Source organism: Cytobacillus sp. FSL H8-0458 (assembly GCF_038002165.1).
Taxonomy (GTDB): domain Bacteria; phylum Bacillota; class Bacilli; order Bacillales; family Cytobacillaceae; genus Cytobacillus.
In genome coordinates, this window is sequence record NZ_JBBOBR010000001.1 from 665,599 (window position 1) to 681,798 (window position 16,200).

At 35.9% G+C, this 16,200-nt stretch carries 17 protein-coding genes and 1 pseudogene; 17 read left to right on the forward strand and 1 reads right to left on the reverse strand.

The genetic code is table 11. From position 1 onward, the window contains the following. The first annotated feature begins 337 nt into the window (after positions 1-337). Positions 338-1,177 (forward strand): AP2 domain-containing protein, encoded by an 840-nt coding sequence (locus tag NYE23_RS03370; protein ID WP_341075449.1) that lies wholly within the window; start codon positions 338-340, stop codon positions 1,175-1,177. A gap of 273 nt (positions 1,178-1,450) precedes the next feature. Here the strand turns inward: NYE23_RS03370 and NYE23_RS03375 are convergent, their stop codons facing one another. Then, the gene (locus NYE23_RS03375) at positions 1,451-1,675 is read right to left on the reverse strand and encodes a hypothetical protein (RefSeq protein ID WP_019381845.1); all 225 of its coding nucleotides are present in this window, start codon (positions 1,673-1,675) and stop codon (positions 1,451-1,453) included. Between the two features lie 133 nt (positions 1,676-1,808). Here NYE23_RS03375 and NYE23_RS03380 point away from each other — a divergent pair, with 133 nt between their 5' ends. The 16 genes and pseudogenes from NYE23_RS03380 to NYE23_RS03455 form a co-directional block, all read left to right on the forward strand. Then, complete coding sequence (locus NYE23_RS03380; protein ID WP_341075452.1) at positions 1,809-2,084, forward strand: hypothetical protein; 276 nt, start codon at positions 1,809-1,811, stop codon at positions 2,082-2,084. Between the two features lie 365 nt (positions 2,085-2,449). Then, positions 2,450-3,121, forward strand: coding sequence for a hypothetical protein (locus NYE23_RS03385; RefSeq protein WP_341075453.1), 672 nt, complete (start codon positions 2,450-2,452; stop codon positions 3,119-3,121). Between the two features lie 130 nt (positions 3,122-3,251). Further along, positions 3,252-3,407, forward strand: a complete 156-nt coding sequence (locus NYE23_RS03390) for a hypothetical protein (RefSeq protein ID WP_341075454.1) — start codon at positions 3,252-3,254, stop codon at positions 3,405-3,407. A 2-nt stretch (positions 3,408-3,409) separates the two neighbouring features. Beyond that, a complete protein-coding gene (locus NYE23_RS03395) occupies positions 3,410-3,823 on the forward strand; it encodes a phBC6A51 family helix-turn-helix protein (RefSeq protein WP_341075455.1) in 414 nt (137 codons plus the stop codon). A 182-nt stretch (positions 3,824-4,005) separates the two neighbouring features. Next, complete coding sequence (locus NYE23_RS03400; RefSeq protein ID WP_341075457.1) at positions 4,006-4,611, forward strand: recombinase family protein; 606 nt, start codon at positions 4,006-4,008, stop codon at positions 4,609-4,611. 52 nt (positions 4,612-4,663) lie between these two features. Continuing rightward, entirely contained in the window at positions 4,664-6,181 is a 1,518-nt protein-coding gene (terL, locus tag NYE23_RS03405; RefSeq protein WP_341075459.1) for a phage terminase large subunit, read from the forward strand. 8 nt (positions 6,182-6,189) lie between these two features. Then, positions 6,190-6,414, forward strand: a complete 225-nt coding sequence (locus tag NYE23_RS03410) for a hypothetical protein (RefSeq protein WP_341075461.1) — start codon at positions 6,190-6,192, stop codon at positions 6,412-6,414. 6 nt (positions 6,415-6,420) lie between these two features. Further along, positions 6,421-8,202 (forward strand): portal protein, encoded by a 1,782-nt coding sequence (locus NYE23_RS03415; protein ID WP_341075463.1) that lies wholly within the window; start codon positions 6,421-6,423, stop codon positions 8,200-8,202. After that, positions 8,202-8,528 (forward strand): DUF3307 domain-containing protein, encoded by a 327-nt coding sequence (locus NYE23_RS03420; RefSeq protein ID WP_341075464.1) that lies wholly within the window; start codon positions 8,202-8,204, stop codon positions 8,526-8,528. Before NYE23_RS03415 ends, NYE23_RS03420 begins: the two co-directional genes overlap by 1 nt. A gap of 70 nt (positions 8,529-8,598) precedes the next feature. Further along, the gene (locus NYE23_RS03425; protein ID WP_341075465.1) at positions 8,599-9,456 is read left to right on the forward strand and encodes a hypothetical protein; all 858 of its coding nucleotides are present in this window, start codon (positions 8,599-8,601) and stop codon (positions 9,454-9,456) included. 24 nt (positions 9,457-9,480) lie between these two features. Then, positions 9,481-10,308 (forward strand): N4-gp56 family major capsid protein, encoded by an 828-nt coding sequence (locus NYE23_RS03430; protein ID WP_341075466.1) that lies wholly within the window; start codon positions 9,481-9,483, stop codon positions 10,306-10,308. A gap of 203 nt (positions 10,309-10,511) precedes the next feature. Beyond that, positions 10,512-10,898 carry a hypothetical protein gene (locus tag NYE23_RS03435; RefSeq protein WP_341075468.1) on the forward strand — a complete coding sequence of 129 codons (387 nt, stop codon included), beginning with the start codon at positions 10,512-10,514 and terminating at the stop codon, positions 10,896-10,898. 3 nt (positions 10,899-10,901) lie between these two features. After that, positions 10,902-12,701 carry a hypothetical protein gene (locus NYE23_RS03440; protein WP_341075470.1) on the forward strand — a complete coding sequence of 600 codons (1,800 nt, stop codon included), beginning with the start codon at positions 10,902-10,904 and terminating at the stop codon, positions 12,699-12,701. Then, entirely contained in the window at positions 12,701-14,671 is a 1,971-nt protein-coding gene (locus NYE23_RS03445; RefSeq protein WP_341075473.1) for a tail fiber domain-containing protein, read from the forward strand. The genes NYE23_RS03440 and NYE23_RS03445 overlap by 1 nt, the downstream gene beginning before the upstream one ends. 37 nt (positions 14,672-14,708) lie before the next feature. Then, entirely contained in the window at positions 14,709-15,584 is an 876-nt protein-coding gene (locus NYE23_RS03450; protein ID WP_341075476.1) for a hypothetical protein, read from the forward strand. A 23-nt stretch (positions 15,585-15,607) separates the two neighbouring features. Further along, a pseudogene (locus NYE23_RS03455) lies at positions 15,608-16,192 on the forward strand (VgrG-related protein); the annotation flags it as partial. Positions 16,193-16,200 lie beyond the last annotated feature (8 nt).

The window sequence follows — 16,200 nt, forward strand, 5'->3', positions numbered from 1 at the left end:
GTAAGGGGATGAAGGCAGAGGTATACCATATGTGTCACTCGACCATCTATATGATCAGTAGAGCATCCCTATTGCCTTTTTAGTTTTTTCTAAAAAAGTTCATACGATTCCGTAATTGTTATTCTTACTAATCAAAGTATAACAAAATGGATTTCACTATGCAAGGATTTTTAATAAAAAATTTTAGATTTGCATTAAGGATTGCTCTTTGATCTGCTCTCCTCATTTCTTGGAGTAGTCCTTAATGGAGATTTAAAACAGCGAATAGTCAAAGGTGAGAAGCTTTGACAAAATACACGGTTATGCTTCCTAAAAAAAGCAGAAAGGAAAGTGATACATGGAACAGGTGATTGAAAATATATTGGTTAATGAAGCAGTGGCAATAACAACGAAGGAAAAAAGGCAGCATTACAAAGAACAGGCTTTATCTAGAGTAGGTCAAATGGGAATTAATACATTAGGCTCTTTAATGATTGTTGATGCATATTACGGCTCAACTGAAGTATGGGTGAGGTTTTCCCAAGGCAATGTGGTTAGATGCTCATGGCAACAGTTTCAAAAAGGAAATGTCAAAAATCCTTATGATAAATCAGTTTTCGGAATCGGTTATTTAGGTGAGGGTAATTATAAATCTAATAACGGAAACGGTTTAACTGAGCAATATAAAGCTTGGGTTGCAATGCTGATGAGGTGCTACAGTTTAAAATTCCATGAAAAGAATCCTAGTTATATTGGATGTACAGTAGATGAGAGATGGCATAATTTCCAAACCTTTGCTAAGTGGTACGATGAGAATCATTACACAATCCCAGGCCAGAAAATTGATTTAGATAAAGATATATTGGTTAAGGGAAACAAGGTGTATTCTCCAGAAGCATGTATATTTACACCGTCTGCGATTAATAAATTATTTTTAAAAAGACAGGCAGCTAGAGGGGATTTACCGATTGGAGTAAAAAGGTGCACGAGGAATCCTAAAAAATATGAGGCTCAATGTAGAAATAATACTGGAAAGAGGATTTATTTGAAGTATTTTGATACGAAAGAAGAAGCCTTTCAATCTTATAAAGTATATAAGGAACAATTGATTAAAGACATAGCCGAAGAGTACAAGGAGTGCATTCCTCATACTCTATACAACGCTATGCTTACATACAAAGTAGAAATTAATGATTAATTACTTTTGGCGAAGTAATTGACCTTTTGATTGACTCTGTTGGCGCAGAATCAATCACAGGAATCAAATTTTACATAATAAGATTAGCATATTAAATGAAAAATTTTCAAGTGGTACATAAAAGGGGTAAAAATATAGTGAAGAGGATTGATACATACCAGGTTAAAGATGGTGTTGTAGTTAATGTTATATATAAGGAAGATAAGAAATAAATACATAAATTCATAAAAAAGAGGATGATGATTACACATCCTCTTCTTGATAATACTCTAACTATCTACTCATCTTACTAAGTAAATCAGCATCTATAAGGTTCTTTATAGTGTAAACATCCGAACTTTCACAGTATGCTGCAAGAGCATAATACTTTGCGAATACTCCTTCTACTTCTTCTTCAGGTATTCCATAATTTCTTAAGTGAAGATTTGTTAATTCCATTGCCACATCAAACTTATTTCTTTGTATCGGAGTAGGTTTAACTTTAACTGTTTCAGCCATTTGTTTCACCTCACTTTCTACTAAATTATAACATTATTTTACAAATTGGGCACTATTATAGAAATTGAGGAAAGGTATTCCATCTAAGTATGTCGAAATTAATAGGTAATTTGGCAGAAAGGAGGGAGAAGTTATGTTATCTGAAAACATTTCACAAGGAAGTAGAATTTGTATAATTTGTAAACATGAGTTTAAATGGGCAGGAGTTTTTAAAGGAGAAGTGTCACCAAAATCCATAAAGGACATTTTAGGAATTGAGGTATTGGCTGATATTTCTGCTTTAAAAACCGGAGTATATAATAATGGAAAGACTTCAGGGGCGGAATTAGAAGTTGTAGCAAAGTGTCCTGAGTGTAAAGTCAAAAACAAATTTAATGCAGTACATGTTTTAAATCACTCACAAAATTAAAGAGAAATAAGTTTGTTTTAGAAAACAGATGGATAATATGTTTTATTCTATAGAAAAAGGGTGGTAAAAATAGAAAGATACCAAAGCTTTTACAATATTAATCTCATAGAAAGCACTTTAACTTCAGCACTTACCGATGTAGTTGCAAGTTGTAAAGAAAAAGAAGAAGCCCAATTTGTAGAAGTGCACCAAGTAATTCAACATAATGAAAAGCATTTTACAGCAATAGTTAATATTTATAAAAAGAAGTAAAGTATTGAGCATTCCTTTGGGAGTGCTTTTTCATTTGTCGAAAACATTTACTTTCAAGATACTTCCAAGTGACAGATGTTTGTGATAGGTTTGTCCTTGGGAGGATGATATCAATGAACGTCGAAGAAATTGACATATTCAAAAGCGAAGTTTTGGATATCTACTTGAGCGAACTTTATTCCTTAGCATATAGTGTTAAAAGTGGTTGTGAAGAAATATTTGCCGAAACAAAGGTTCCTGATAATGGATATGCAATACAAGTTTCACCATCAATTCATAATAAAATCAACAATGTTATTATAAGCGCTGCAAACATTAAAAAGTTAATTAATTCACCATTACCAAAACAAAAAAAGGAATCTAGAAAGAGTTTTACAGTCAGGAAGCAGAGAGAATCTTTACTTCAAGAATTATTATCCGGACTAGAATTAAAAGAGATTTATAATACTGATGTTCGCAATAAACTTGAGCACTTTGAAGAATACTTAGATTCTATGGCACTTAAATTAATGGATAATGAATCAGATATTAACAAAGAGTATAATGCTGCGTCTTATAACATGGTATTTTCGCATTGGGATGTTATAAAACCACATGTATATCCAATAAGATTATATATCACTAGTGAAAGAATTTTTTATCACATGAAATGGTCTGTGAGTTTACAAAGTTTATTCGAGGAGGCAAATTTAATAATTGAACGTCTAGGGAAAATAAAGCTAACTCATAATGAGGGTAATCCTGGAGGTCTACTTTTAATTTTTCAAAATAAACAGGATTACTGAGGTGGCGGAATAGCTAGATGCACAGGAAGACTAGGCTGATATCCAACCCTCACTTTTTTAGGGAAAGATGACATCTATTTTTAAAATAGGTGTTTTTATTTTGTCTAAATTTAGATGGGAGAGATGAATAATGGCACAAATAAAAAGGTTATACAGTGAGATCATTGAGGATACACAACAATTAATACAGCATAGTCAGGACAATTTAAAGAAGCTCCAGGAGTTGAAACAGGAAGAGTTGAAGTTGTTGGAGAGTATGCAGGAGTTATTAAGAAAGGGTGAATGAATGTGAGTAATATTACTACAGATGACACGCAGATAGGCACAAAACTTGGGTTAAATGGTAAGCAGATAGAAGTGGCTCAAATCCTTGCTGATCCTAGTGAAACTCGTACTATCAAAGCAATCTGTGAAGATATAGAATTGCCAAGAAGGACTTTTTATAACTGGGTTGGGAAGAAAGAATTTGTAGAATTTGTTAATTCATTAATTGATAAATATACTGATGCTGAACTAGCTGGAGTATGGGGAGCATTAGCAAGGAAAGCCCGTACTGGTGATACTCATGCAATGAAACTGTTTTTCGAATTAAAAGGTAAGTACAAAGAGGTTAAGGAAATTAACCATAATATTGATAATTTAACAGATGAAGATAGAGAACAGCGCATTAAAGAACTAATGAATAAAGTATCTGATCAATAATTCTCTATAAAATGAAGTTTTTATCGTCTACAAAGGTACACCTTTTAGGACTATTAAAAAGTGGAGTTATTCAATGTCTATTTATAATAAAAATAAACCTTTATAAACGTCTATAAAATAATTGACCTTTTTGTACATAGTTGATATGATTATGGTATCAAATGGTAAAGGCGGTTATTAATATGGGTGAAAACTTTGGTTATATTCGCGTAAGTACTAAGGATCAAAACTTAGATAGACAATTTGAAGCTTTAAAACCTTATGTAACTAATCCTGATTATTTGTACCAAGATAAAGCCAGTGGTAAGGATATGGAACGAATAGGCTTTAAGAATATGCTTAAGGCATTGAGAAAAGGCGATACCCTATATATTAAATCAATAGACCGCCTTGGACGTAATAAACAACAAATAAAGGATTATTTAGAACTGTTTAAAAAGAAGGGTATTAGAGTGAAAATGATCGACTTACCAACAACAATGCAGGATATGCCAGAGAATCAAGAATGGGTTATAGACATGATCAATAATATTATTATTGAAGTTTATACATCCATTGCCCAGCAAGAAAGGGAAACCTTACTACAAAGACAATCTGAAGGTATTTCGGCTGCTAAAGCTAAAGGAAAGCATTTGGGTAGACCTGTAATGGAATTACCTAAAGATTGGACTAAATATTATAAGCAATGGAAAGACGGTAAAATCAAAGCAGTTGAATTTATGGATTTAGTAGACATGAAAAAGGCTACATTTTATAAAAAGGTAAAAGAATATGAGAATTCATTGTAAGACGGTCAAATAAGATCGTCTTTTTTCTTTGGTTAAATAGGTAGGTGAAATAATGTCATTAACCACTCGAGAACAATTAGAATTGCAAGCGTTACTTGAATTGAAATACTTGGATAAAGTTAAGCAAGATTATGCTGAATACGTTGAATATACTCATGATGGACTATATCAACATGCTAAACATACAAGATATCTTTGCAGTGTTATTCAAGAAGCATTAGACAAGAAAAAGAAAATGTTAAATGGTGAAATACCAAAACAAAATCAATATATAGCTTTATCTATTCCCCCTCGGCACGGTAAATCAATGACCATAACTGAAACTTTACCTAGTTTTTATCTTGGTCAATTTCCTAATGATCGGGTTATCCTTGCTGGGTACAACACTGATTTTGCAACAAAGTTTGGTAAGAAGAATAAAGACAAGGTTGAACTATATGGTAAGAAGGTATTTGGACGTACTATTAAAAAAGGATCTTCGTCTGCAACTGATTGGGATATAGAAGGACATAGAGGTGGAGTTATTTCACGTGGTATTCTATCTGGTGTAACCGGAGAAGGTTCTGATTTAATGATTATTGATGATCCAATTAAGACCCGTGAAGAAGCTAATAGTGAAGTAACTCGTAATAAGATATGGGGAGAATGGATTGACTCTTTCTCTACTCGTCTCCATCCAGCAGCAATTGTCATTATCATTATGACTAGATGGCATGAAGATGATCTTGTAGGCAGATTATTAAATGAAGAATACGGTGAACCTTTACCATGGAAGGTTATTAATTTACCTTTAGAGGCAGAAGATGATAATGATCATTTAGGTAGGAAAATAGGTGAACCTTTATGGCCTGAACGTTATGGTATTGATTTTATTGAAACCCGTAAGAAGATGTCTGCTACTTCATTCAATGCTCTTTATCAAGGTAGACCAACTTCTCAAGAGGGTAACATTGTTAAGCGAGAATGGTGGAAAAAGTATACTTCTTTACCTAAGATACCTCGTAAGATTATGTCTATAGATGCAACCTTTAAGGATAGTGAATCATCTGATTATGTATCTATTCAAGTATGGGGTAAAAGTGGGGCTAATGCTTATCTAATTGATAGGCATAAAGCAAGGATGGATTTCCCGACAACACTAAAAGCAATTTATCAAATGAAATCAAAACATAATGATATTAGTGGGATATTTGTTGAAGATAAAGCTAATGGATCAGCAATTATTTCTATGTTAAGAAATAAATTATCTGGCATTATTCCAGTTAATCCTCAAGGTGGAAAGATTGCAAGGGTTAATGCTATATCCGATTACATACAAGCTGGTAATGTATGGTTACCTAAAGATGAACCTTGGGTTGAAGAATTTATAGAAGAATGGGCTGCTTTCCCTCGTGGTAAACATGATGACGATGTTGATTCAGCATCACAAGCCCTCAATAAACTGTTTTATTATTATGCTGAAATCCCTGAACCTTCAGATCCAGATAATCCAACTCCTGAAGAAAGATATCAATCAATGGTTAATGACATGACTGGTGGAGCGCCTCCATCATCAATATTTAAATGGTAGGTGTATTAATGAATATTTTAATTGGGCTATTAAGTGGAATAGTCTTATTTGTCGTTCTGATATTAGCTTTTTATTTGGGTTTTAAATTTGGCAGCAAGAATCAACAAACAACTACAACTTTACAAAATGAACAATTAGATGAACAACAAAAAAAAGCGCAAGAATTACATGAAGCTTTTACAAGTATGATGAATTACGATGTACAGACAGCTCTACAACGGAAGAAGGTGTAATACTAATTGAATAGTTATAACGACAAAACTGAAGATTGGCGGTTGTATGAGGCTGGCAAACAATACAATAACAGATTAGAACCTAATTATTATGATACGGTTGATGCCAATTATGAATTCTTTCACGGTAATCAATGGCGTAATGTTAAAGCTGAGAACATACCAAAGCCTACTTTCAACATTATAAAAAGGATAACTCAGTTTCTTGTAGCTAGTTTAACATCGTCAAAAATTAAGCTACATTTTGAACCTTTGCCTTTCTTTCAGCAACCTACAGAAGAAGGTCAATTAAACAGTGCAGATATTGCTAATGCTCAAACAACTAGCTTATTTGAAAAGTTTAAAATGGATTTTAAAATTAAAGAAGCATTATTTGATGCTGCTATTACCGGTGATTCATGTGCTCACTTTTTCTTTGATGTAACTAAACAACCTTATGGAAGTTTATCAGAGGTTCGTGGTGAAATTGGATTCGAATTAGTTGACGGTTCCAATGTTTTCTTTGGAAATGCCAATAATTCAAACGTTGAATCACAACCCTATATCATTGTCTCTGGTCGTGATATGGTTAGAAATCTTAAAGAACAAGCTAAGCGATACAAACAAAAAGACTCAGAGGTAAATAGCATTACAAATGATTATAACTATCACGAACAAACTTCTGACTCAGGAAAGATTGAAGTGGAAGCTGATGAATATGGAAAAGCATTATACATAATTGTTTACAAAAAGAAAAAGGTAAAGCGAGCTAAGAAAGATGAGCAAGGAAATGAAATGTTTGATGTATCTGGAAATCCTGTAACTGAAGAAGTTGAAACAATTGTAGCAAGTAAAAGTGTTGAGAATGCTTATATCTTTAAAGATGTAGATACTGGTCTATCTCATTATCCTGTTGCTTGGTTAAATTGGGAAAAACAGAAGAATCAATATCATGGTAGAGCATTATGTACAGGGATTTTACCTAACCAAATATTTATTAATCGTATGTTTGCAATGGTTATGTACCATCTTCAAATGACAGCCTTCCCTAAAACTGTATATAATGCTGATGTTATTACTTCTTGGAGTAATGAAATTGGTCAAGCAATTGCAGTAAGAGGATTGGGAACTAATGAGAACATTAAGAATATTGCTGGTTATCTTGAGCCAGGTAATATGTCCAATCGAATTGAAAGTGTTATAGATTTAGCTATGCAATATACAAAAGAAACTCTAGGTATCTCAGATGCAGCACTTGGAAATGTAGATCCTAAGAATACATCAGCTATTATTGCAGTTCAAAAAAGTACAGCCATTCCATTAGAGAATCCTAAATCGAATCTTTATGAATGGGTTGAGGATATAGGAAAGATACTTTTAGATTTTATGGGTACATACTATGGAATCAGACCTGTCCCTGTTGATCAGAATGGAGAAAAGGTAGTTGTAGAATATGACTTTAATCAATTTAAAGACTTATTCTTAGATATACGTGCTGATGTTGGTGAATCTTCTTACTGGTCTGAAATCGCTTCAATACAGACATTAGATAACTTGTTGGGTAATGGTCATATAGATATAATTGAATATTTAGAACGTACACCTGATGAATATATACCTCAAAAAGAAGAACTGATTTCAAGTATAAAAGAACGTATGCAACAACAAGTTATGAATCCTGAGCAATTAGTTAGTCAATTACCACCTGAAGAACAAGCAGCATTTATGAATGCACCACCAGAAGTACAGCAGCAAATATTAGCGCAAATACAGCAGCAACCACAAGCACCACCACAAGGAGCAATGTAATGGAGATATTTTGGTTATTGTTTGCTCATTTATTAGCTGATTACCCTTTACAGGGTGAATTTCTAGCTACTATGAAGGGGAAAAATCACATTGTTCTAGTATCACATGCCGGGATATGGACTGGAACTATTTGTATAGGGTTAGTGTTATTAGATATTCCGTTCACTCATTTTGATGTAGTGTTTTTATTTGCTATTCATTGTGTAGCGGATTATATGAAAGCTAAACCAATAGGATTTTACAAACGCCTCAATCCTTTAGGATGGGGTCTTTTTATTGATCAAATGATTCACGTTTTACAATTGGCATTTGTTTTGTATATCTAAGTCATTGTCCTGGATATGACGTTAAACTGTCTCAAATATTCCCCTACCATAGGGAAAGGAGCTTTAACTTATGAAATTTATCGCCAACCATAGCGGACGTTTGTTGAAATTGGATTTACAGTATTTCGCAGAGGATGAAGATTTTATTCTTCCTGATGATTTTGAAGCGGAAACTGTAGAACCGGAAGTACCTGAAGCTGTTAGTGAGGAATCTTTTGAAGAACCTTTAGAGGAACCTGCAGAAGAAACCGAGCAGACAGAGGAATTAACCGAACAGCAACAAGAGGAACAGCGTCAAGCCTTCCTCAAAGTTAAATATAACAAAGAGGAAATGGATCTTGACGAGGATACAGCCCGGGAATTGGCTCAAAAGGGTTTGAACTATGACAAGGTACAGGAACGTTTACAAGCGCTTGAAAGTGATCCACGTTTATCCTTTGTCGAGGAATTAGCCAAAGAGCAGGGAATGACCACAGAGCAGTATCTTGAAGCTGTACAGGAGTACAAAGAGCAAGAAAAACTGAATGAATTGATTCAGCAGAACATTCCAGAAGAATTAGCAAAAGAAATTCTTGAAACAAGGAAGATGCGCGAGGAAATTCAGTCTGAAAAACAAGCCAAAGTTGAAGAACAGAGAAAAAATGCAGAATTTCAAGAGTTCTTTGATTACTACAAGCAAGCTCAAGGAAAAGATTTTGATCCAAATAAAGATCAGATTCCACCAGAAGTTTGGCAAATGAATCAAAATGGAGTTCCACTAAAGTATGCTTTTATGGAACATCATTCTAATCAGTTATTATCACAAATTCAAGTATTAAAACAAAACAAGGAAAATGAGCAAAGAGCACCTATTGGAAGTTTAACTAATCACGGAAGCACAGAAGTAGCTTCTGAGGATGATTTCCTAAAGGGCTTTAACTCAATCTAATAATAAAAATAGGAGTGGATAAAAATGGCAGTAAATTTAGCGGCAAAATATGAGAAAAAAGTAGACGAGCGTTTTAAACATAAATCTTTAACACAAGCAGCGGTGAACACTGATTACGATTGGACTGGAGTAGATACAATTAAGGTTTACTCAATTCCAACAGTAGGAATGAATGATTATGTTAAATCTGGTACAAACCGTTATGGAGTAGCAGCAGAGCTGGATAATACAGTTCAAACTATGCTCTTAACTCGTGACCGTTCATTTACTTTCACTATTGATAAGGCTAACACACAAGATTCTCAAGGTGTAATGGAAGCTGGCAAGGCTCTTGCTCGACAAATCGATGAGGTAATCGTTCCGGAGATTGATGTATATCGTTTGGCTACAATGTCAGCAGCGGCTGTTGCAAATGGTCATACAGCTACAGTAGCAGTTACTAAGGATAATGCTTATTCATCCATCCTAACAGGAACAGAAAAGCTAGATGATAAGAAGGTTCCTACTGGAGGTCGTTTACTATATGTTACTCCAGCTTTCTATAACCTTATTAAACTTAGCCCAGAATTCATTAAATCTACAGAAATTGCACAGAAGATGCTGATTAATGGTCAGGTTGGTGAAATTGACGGTATGAAGGTAATTAAAGTTCCTTCTTCTTATATGCCAGCAAACACACCATTTCTAATTACTCATCCTGTTGCTACTGTAGGCGCGCAGAAGTTAGAGGATTATAAAATTCATGATAACCCTCCTGGTATCAATGGAAAGTTGGTTGAAGGTCGTAAGCGGTATGATGCTTTTGTATTGGAAAACAAAAAGAACGCACTGTACGTTCATAAAACTCTATAATACATAAAATTTTCAAAGGAGTGATTCTAGATGAGTAAAGTATTTGTTACTGAAAAAGGTGAAAAACTAGTTGCTCGTGATGAAATTCAAGCAGCAGCTTTTAAAAAGGCTGGACTTAAAGAAAAGCCAGAGAAGAAGTAATTATCTATGGGGTGGACGGTTGTCTACCCCCTTTTTTTATTTGTATTTAAAGGGGTGATAGCGTGACAGTCACAGCAAAACAGGTCTATGATGCGGCTCTGGTTCTAATGGATGAAGTAACAGATACTGGAATTATTGCACCAGATAACCCAACTTATTACCAAAACAAAGCAGTAATAATATTGAATGCTCTTCAAATGGAGTTAACTCCAGCGTCACAGGAGGCCATTCTTATAACTAGCCTTTCGGACGAAATAACGGTATCTGATCGATTAGCACTGCTTGTATTACCCTATGGGTTGGCTGCTCATTTAATGATGGCAGAAGGCGACAGTGGAATGACAGTGGCATCCTTTCTAAACAATCGTTATGAAGAATTGAAAAGAAAGAATTCTTCTAGCATCCAGCCGATTGAGGATAAGTACGATGTTTTAGGTGGGTGGGAGTAACCGATGGCACGTATGGAAGTGAAAAGAAGCCAGAAACCAATGATGCTACGGATAGGACCATTCGGAGGTATTGATTTAAGCTCATCTCCAGCTGAAATTGATCAAAAGCGTTCTCCTGATATGGTCAATTTTTCTATAGACGAAAGAGGATCTTTGAACAAACGCACAGGTTACGAAAGAATCTATTTGGAGTCATTAGGCAATGGGGCAATTCATGGAATGCATGAATATAGAAAAAAAGATGGTACTGTCCGATTTTTATTGGCTCACGGTAACAACTTATACACACAATCAGGCGATCAGCAGCCTGTTTTAATATCAAGCATTTTATCAGATCAACAAATCTCATTCTTTGATCTTAATGATAAATGCTACATTATGGATGGCGCCTCCCTCCTTGTTTACGACGGGGTAAACGTGACTCAACCTACTCCGTATATACCTACCCTTACTGTCAGTAACGAACCTTTGGGCGGTGGTACTCCATACGAAGACTTTAATCTAATCGGTAAAGGATTCAAAGAGAGCTTTTCAGGCGATGGTACGGCAACGGTGTACCAACTGTCCTTGAAAGGGTTGGATGGAGATCTAGTAAAGGTATCAATTGATGCTGTGTCTGAAAAAGTGGAAGGGGAAGCGGATGCTGGTTTCACGGTTGACCGTGCAGCAGGAAAAATCACCTTCACCACAGCACCACCGACAGGAACAAACAATGTTATTATAACTGCATTCAAAACAATTTCTGGACTATCCGAAAGAGTGCTGAAATGCAGATTTCATACAATGTATGGGGGATCTAATGACACAAGGGTGTTTATTAGCGGTAATCCAGATTACCCGAATCATATTTGGCGGAGCGGTCTTTATGACCCTTCATACTGGCCTGAAAATGGATTTTATAAAATAGGTGCGGATAATGATTCTGTAAAAGGATTTTGTAAACAATATGACACTCTTGTGATTATCAAGGAAAGGTCATTATGGAACATGTCTTATGAATTGAATAATGGTGTTCCATCTTTCCCGATTAAGCCAATAAATGACCAAATCGGTGCTTCATCCCATAACGGAATTCAACTGATTGAAAATAGCCCTGTATTCCTTTCTAAAAAAGGAGTATATCTGCTTAATTCATCAAATGTGAGGGATGAAAGGAACGTAACTCATATATCCGAACGTGTAGATTCCAGGCTATTGAAAGAGCCTGGTCTTCATCTTGTAAAAACGGTTGATTTCGACAAAAAGTATTGGGTTGCAGTTAACTTTAATGTATATATCTACGATTACATTTTAGGCGAGTGGTACATCTATGATAACATCCCAGCTTCATGCTTCTTAGAAAGGGATGGTGTTCTTTATTTCGGAGATTCCACAAAAGGAGTAGTATACCGATTTGTAAATAAGAACGCTGCTTCTCCTTATCACGATGATGCGGTACCTGTAAAAGCCTATTGGTACTCCAAACTTCTGGATTTTGACCTTCCGGAATTCCAAAAAATAATCCAAAAGTTATTTATAGACATGAAACCGGATAAACACACATCAGTCAATGTGTATACTCGTTCAGATAGAAAGCACGAACAATTCTTGGTTAATAACCGGATGGATCAGTTTAATTTTATGTTTATGGACTTTAGTAAATTTTCTTTTGTGACTTCTGATATACCGCAGGAGAAAGGAAAGAAATTGAAAATGAAAAAAATCACTCATTTTCAATTCAAGCTAGAAAATACTTCCGGAGAAGAAAGTTTAGGAGTGATTGGAATCTCTATTAAATATGGTATTCAAAATGAGGTGAAATAATGGCATTTAATAAACAACCCGAATTTACCCAAAAAGTAACAGATTTGCCAGATGTGCCATCGCCATCTTACACACCTGCAGATATCAAAAGTATCATTCAGGCACCTGCTGATGAATTAAAAACGACTGTTAATAAATTAGTAGAAGACTTAAATGCGAACGAGTGGATCGATACTCCGAAATTAGGGTCAAAAGCTGTAACACGCGATAAGATAGCGGAAGGATCAGTAGGGACGAGAGAGATTGATCCTGAAATTTTGTCGCAGCCAACAACTGCGTTTGGTGTGCAAGCAAAATTTCAAGATGTTGATACACAATTGGCAGATATAGCGATAAATGTAAGAACACCACCTTACAATGCTAGAGGAGATGGTTCTTATGATGATATTCAGGCGATTAACGATGCAATCGCAACTGGAAAACCTGTATATTTCCCAGAACCAATAAATTTTTATAACATTACAGATACCATCGTTATTAAGTTTCCTGGTCAGATTTTATTTTCTAATGGTAGAAAACGAGGAATGATCCGTAACATAACAAACGAAAAACAGTTAGTGGTTTTTGGTGATACGACAATTAATGATGGCGCTGTACCACAAGCGGGAATCAAGGGACTAACTTTCTACGGAAACCCTTTAACAGTTGGCGGAATTCGACTAGATGCTAAGTCATCAGGAAATCCATCTTGGAAAGACGCATCCAAAGACTGTTTATTACAAGATGTAGCAGTTGATTATGTAGGTAATGGATGGGCTTTAGAAGTTTATTCATGGTGTAATGACATCATTAATTTTACGGCCTATATTGGAAATAAACGTGGTGCTTTATTTGCGAAAGAACACAATCAAAATAACATTAATGGCCTTTACCTTACAGGTTGTGCAGAACAATCACTCCAATTAGGTGGAGATGGTTCTGGTATGCGCGGTCGTGGTAATGTCTTTAATGGTGTAGTCGTTCAGCAATCAGGAGGGGCAGAGGGTTGTATTGTAATTGGTGACGTTGATAACTTAGTTATTAATGGGATATACCTTGAATCCAACCTCTCTAAGGGTGCGCCGAGAGCTATATTTGTAAAAGGTTCAGCAAGAGGGGTAGTCATTAGCGGAGTAAATAACCTCGCTGGGCAGTCTGTGATTATTAGAAATGAGGGAGTAGGAACCTTTGTACAAGATGTGGTGTCCAGCAATGTTTCAGGTGTTATTGTTGAGAATGCTGGAACCGGCAGGATGATTGCTGCAGCTATTGAATGGTTGCCAGATGCTACTGCAACCGTTCCGAAATTCTCTGATTTATCAACCACAAAGACAGGTCTTTTTTTAGACACAGTGGATGGGTTTAACAAATTAAGAGTTTCAGACTACACTCCTTCTTTAGAATTAATTGACCTTTCAAGCGGCGCATACGGTTGGAAACTGTATTCTGATGGAACACAAACCTATTTGCAGTATGATGCTGCTAAAGATGGAACATACGAAGGAACAGCATTTAGATTTAATGCTTCCGTACCGGAATTAATTGTAGATGGAACGGTTAGACCAGAAACAGACAATACCAGGACTCTTGGAACTGGTACACGAAGATGGTCCACTATCTATGCGGGGTCCGGAACAATTAATACGTCTGACAAGGATGAAAAGCAAGATTTCCGAAGTATTGATGATGCTTTAATTAATGCATTTCTCTCTATTGAGCCAAAAGTATTCCGTTTTAAAGACTCTGTTGAACTTAAAGGTGATATGGCCCGTTACCATATGGGTTATATAGCCCAAGAGTTAAGAGATGCTCTTGATATTGCAGGATATGACCCTTCGCAATATGGGATATGGTGTGAGGACATTTTAGAGAATGGTTCCACTCGTCAGGGTATCCGATATGATCAATTCATTGCTCTGATGGAAGCAGCTAACAGAAAGAGATTTTCTAATATTGAAGAAAGATTAAAGGTACTGGAAAGCACACTTTGAAATGGGTGCATTTTATTATTAATTAGGTGGTGAGCTCATGGCGAATAACTCTAAATTACCCACTTATTACGGGAATAATATAGACATTCAAAACGCCAAAAATGCAGGCCTGCAAGGTAAATTCTATGACATCAGCAAATACGGTGAAAAATCAATTTTAACAGATATTAGCAACGCTTTTAAATCAGGAGCAAACCCCATTATTCTAGGTGGAGCAGGTGCGGTTGGGGGAATAAACGACAAGATTCAAAATCAATTGAAACAATCAGGTGTGAACATCAATCGGATCGGGGGCGCTGACCGTTATGAAGTTTTAAACAATGCGAAAAGATTTGATGATCAGAATCGAATCAATTCCTTATATGATCAACAACAGAAAAACGTTGCTCCCCAATTCGCCCAGCAAAGAAACCAAGCGGATGCAGTCAATCAGCAGAATGTTCAAAAGTTACGTGAAGCGATGGCGGCTAATGGCTTAACTGGCAGTGGTGAAAATGTCACTGCACAAGTTGGATTAGGAGCAGCAAGGCAAAACAGCCTGAACAATATCAACGCACAAGAAACACAAATGGCAAACGCTCTGGAATCACAGCGCATACAGGAATTAATGAACTCCCGTAAGTATTGGGATGAGATTAACTACCGTGATAATCGAGATCGTGTTGAAGATCAGCGGTATAACCAGGAAAAATCGTGGAGAGAGAAAACATACAACGATGAAAAGGCCTGGAGAGAGTACACATATAAAAATATGTCTGCATCTGAAAAAGCTACTTTGGATTGGGCTAGAACACAGTATGGCGAGGACGCTGCTTGGAGAATGTTCCAACTTCAATATCAAGGTGAATTAGCAAAATCTCAATCGCAAGCAGAATTAGATTTTTATAAGAACTCGGGTTTTCTGGTACCGTAGGCGGCGGAAAGCTAGGCTCATTATCTAAAAAATATGAGTCCGGTTCTTCTGGTCCTGGAACTATCGCTCGAAATAGTGGTGATTGGGGCGGTGCTTCCTACGGAACTTATCAAATAGCCACAAATACAGGAACAATGAAAAGCTTTATGAATTACCTAAAATCTGCAGATCCTTCCATGTATCGCTCTTTAGCGCAGTATTCACCTGGAACATCCGGATTTGATTCAACCTGGAAAGCTCTTGCGAATAATTACACAGAGCGATTTGACCAGCTGCAGCACGCTTTTATTAAGTCTTCTCACTTTGATCCAGCTGCAAGTAAAATTAAGTCTGCTTTAGGATTTGATATAAATAAATATTCAATTGCGGTACAGAATGTCCTTTGGTCAACTGCTGTTCAGCATGGTGCGCAGGGAGCATTAAATGTATTTAAAGGTGCAGGCATTAAGTCAGGAATGAGTGAAGCAGAGATCATACAGCGTGTATATAACGAACGAATGGCGGGAAATGGAAGTAAATATTTCTCTCGTTCATCTTCAAATATTCGTCAATCGGTTGTGAATAGATTTAGAAATGAAATGCAAGATGCTTTAAGAATGTTAGGGTAGGTGGTGGA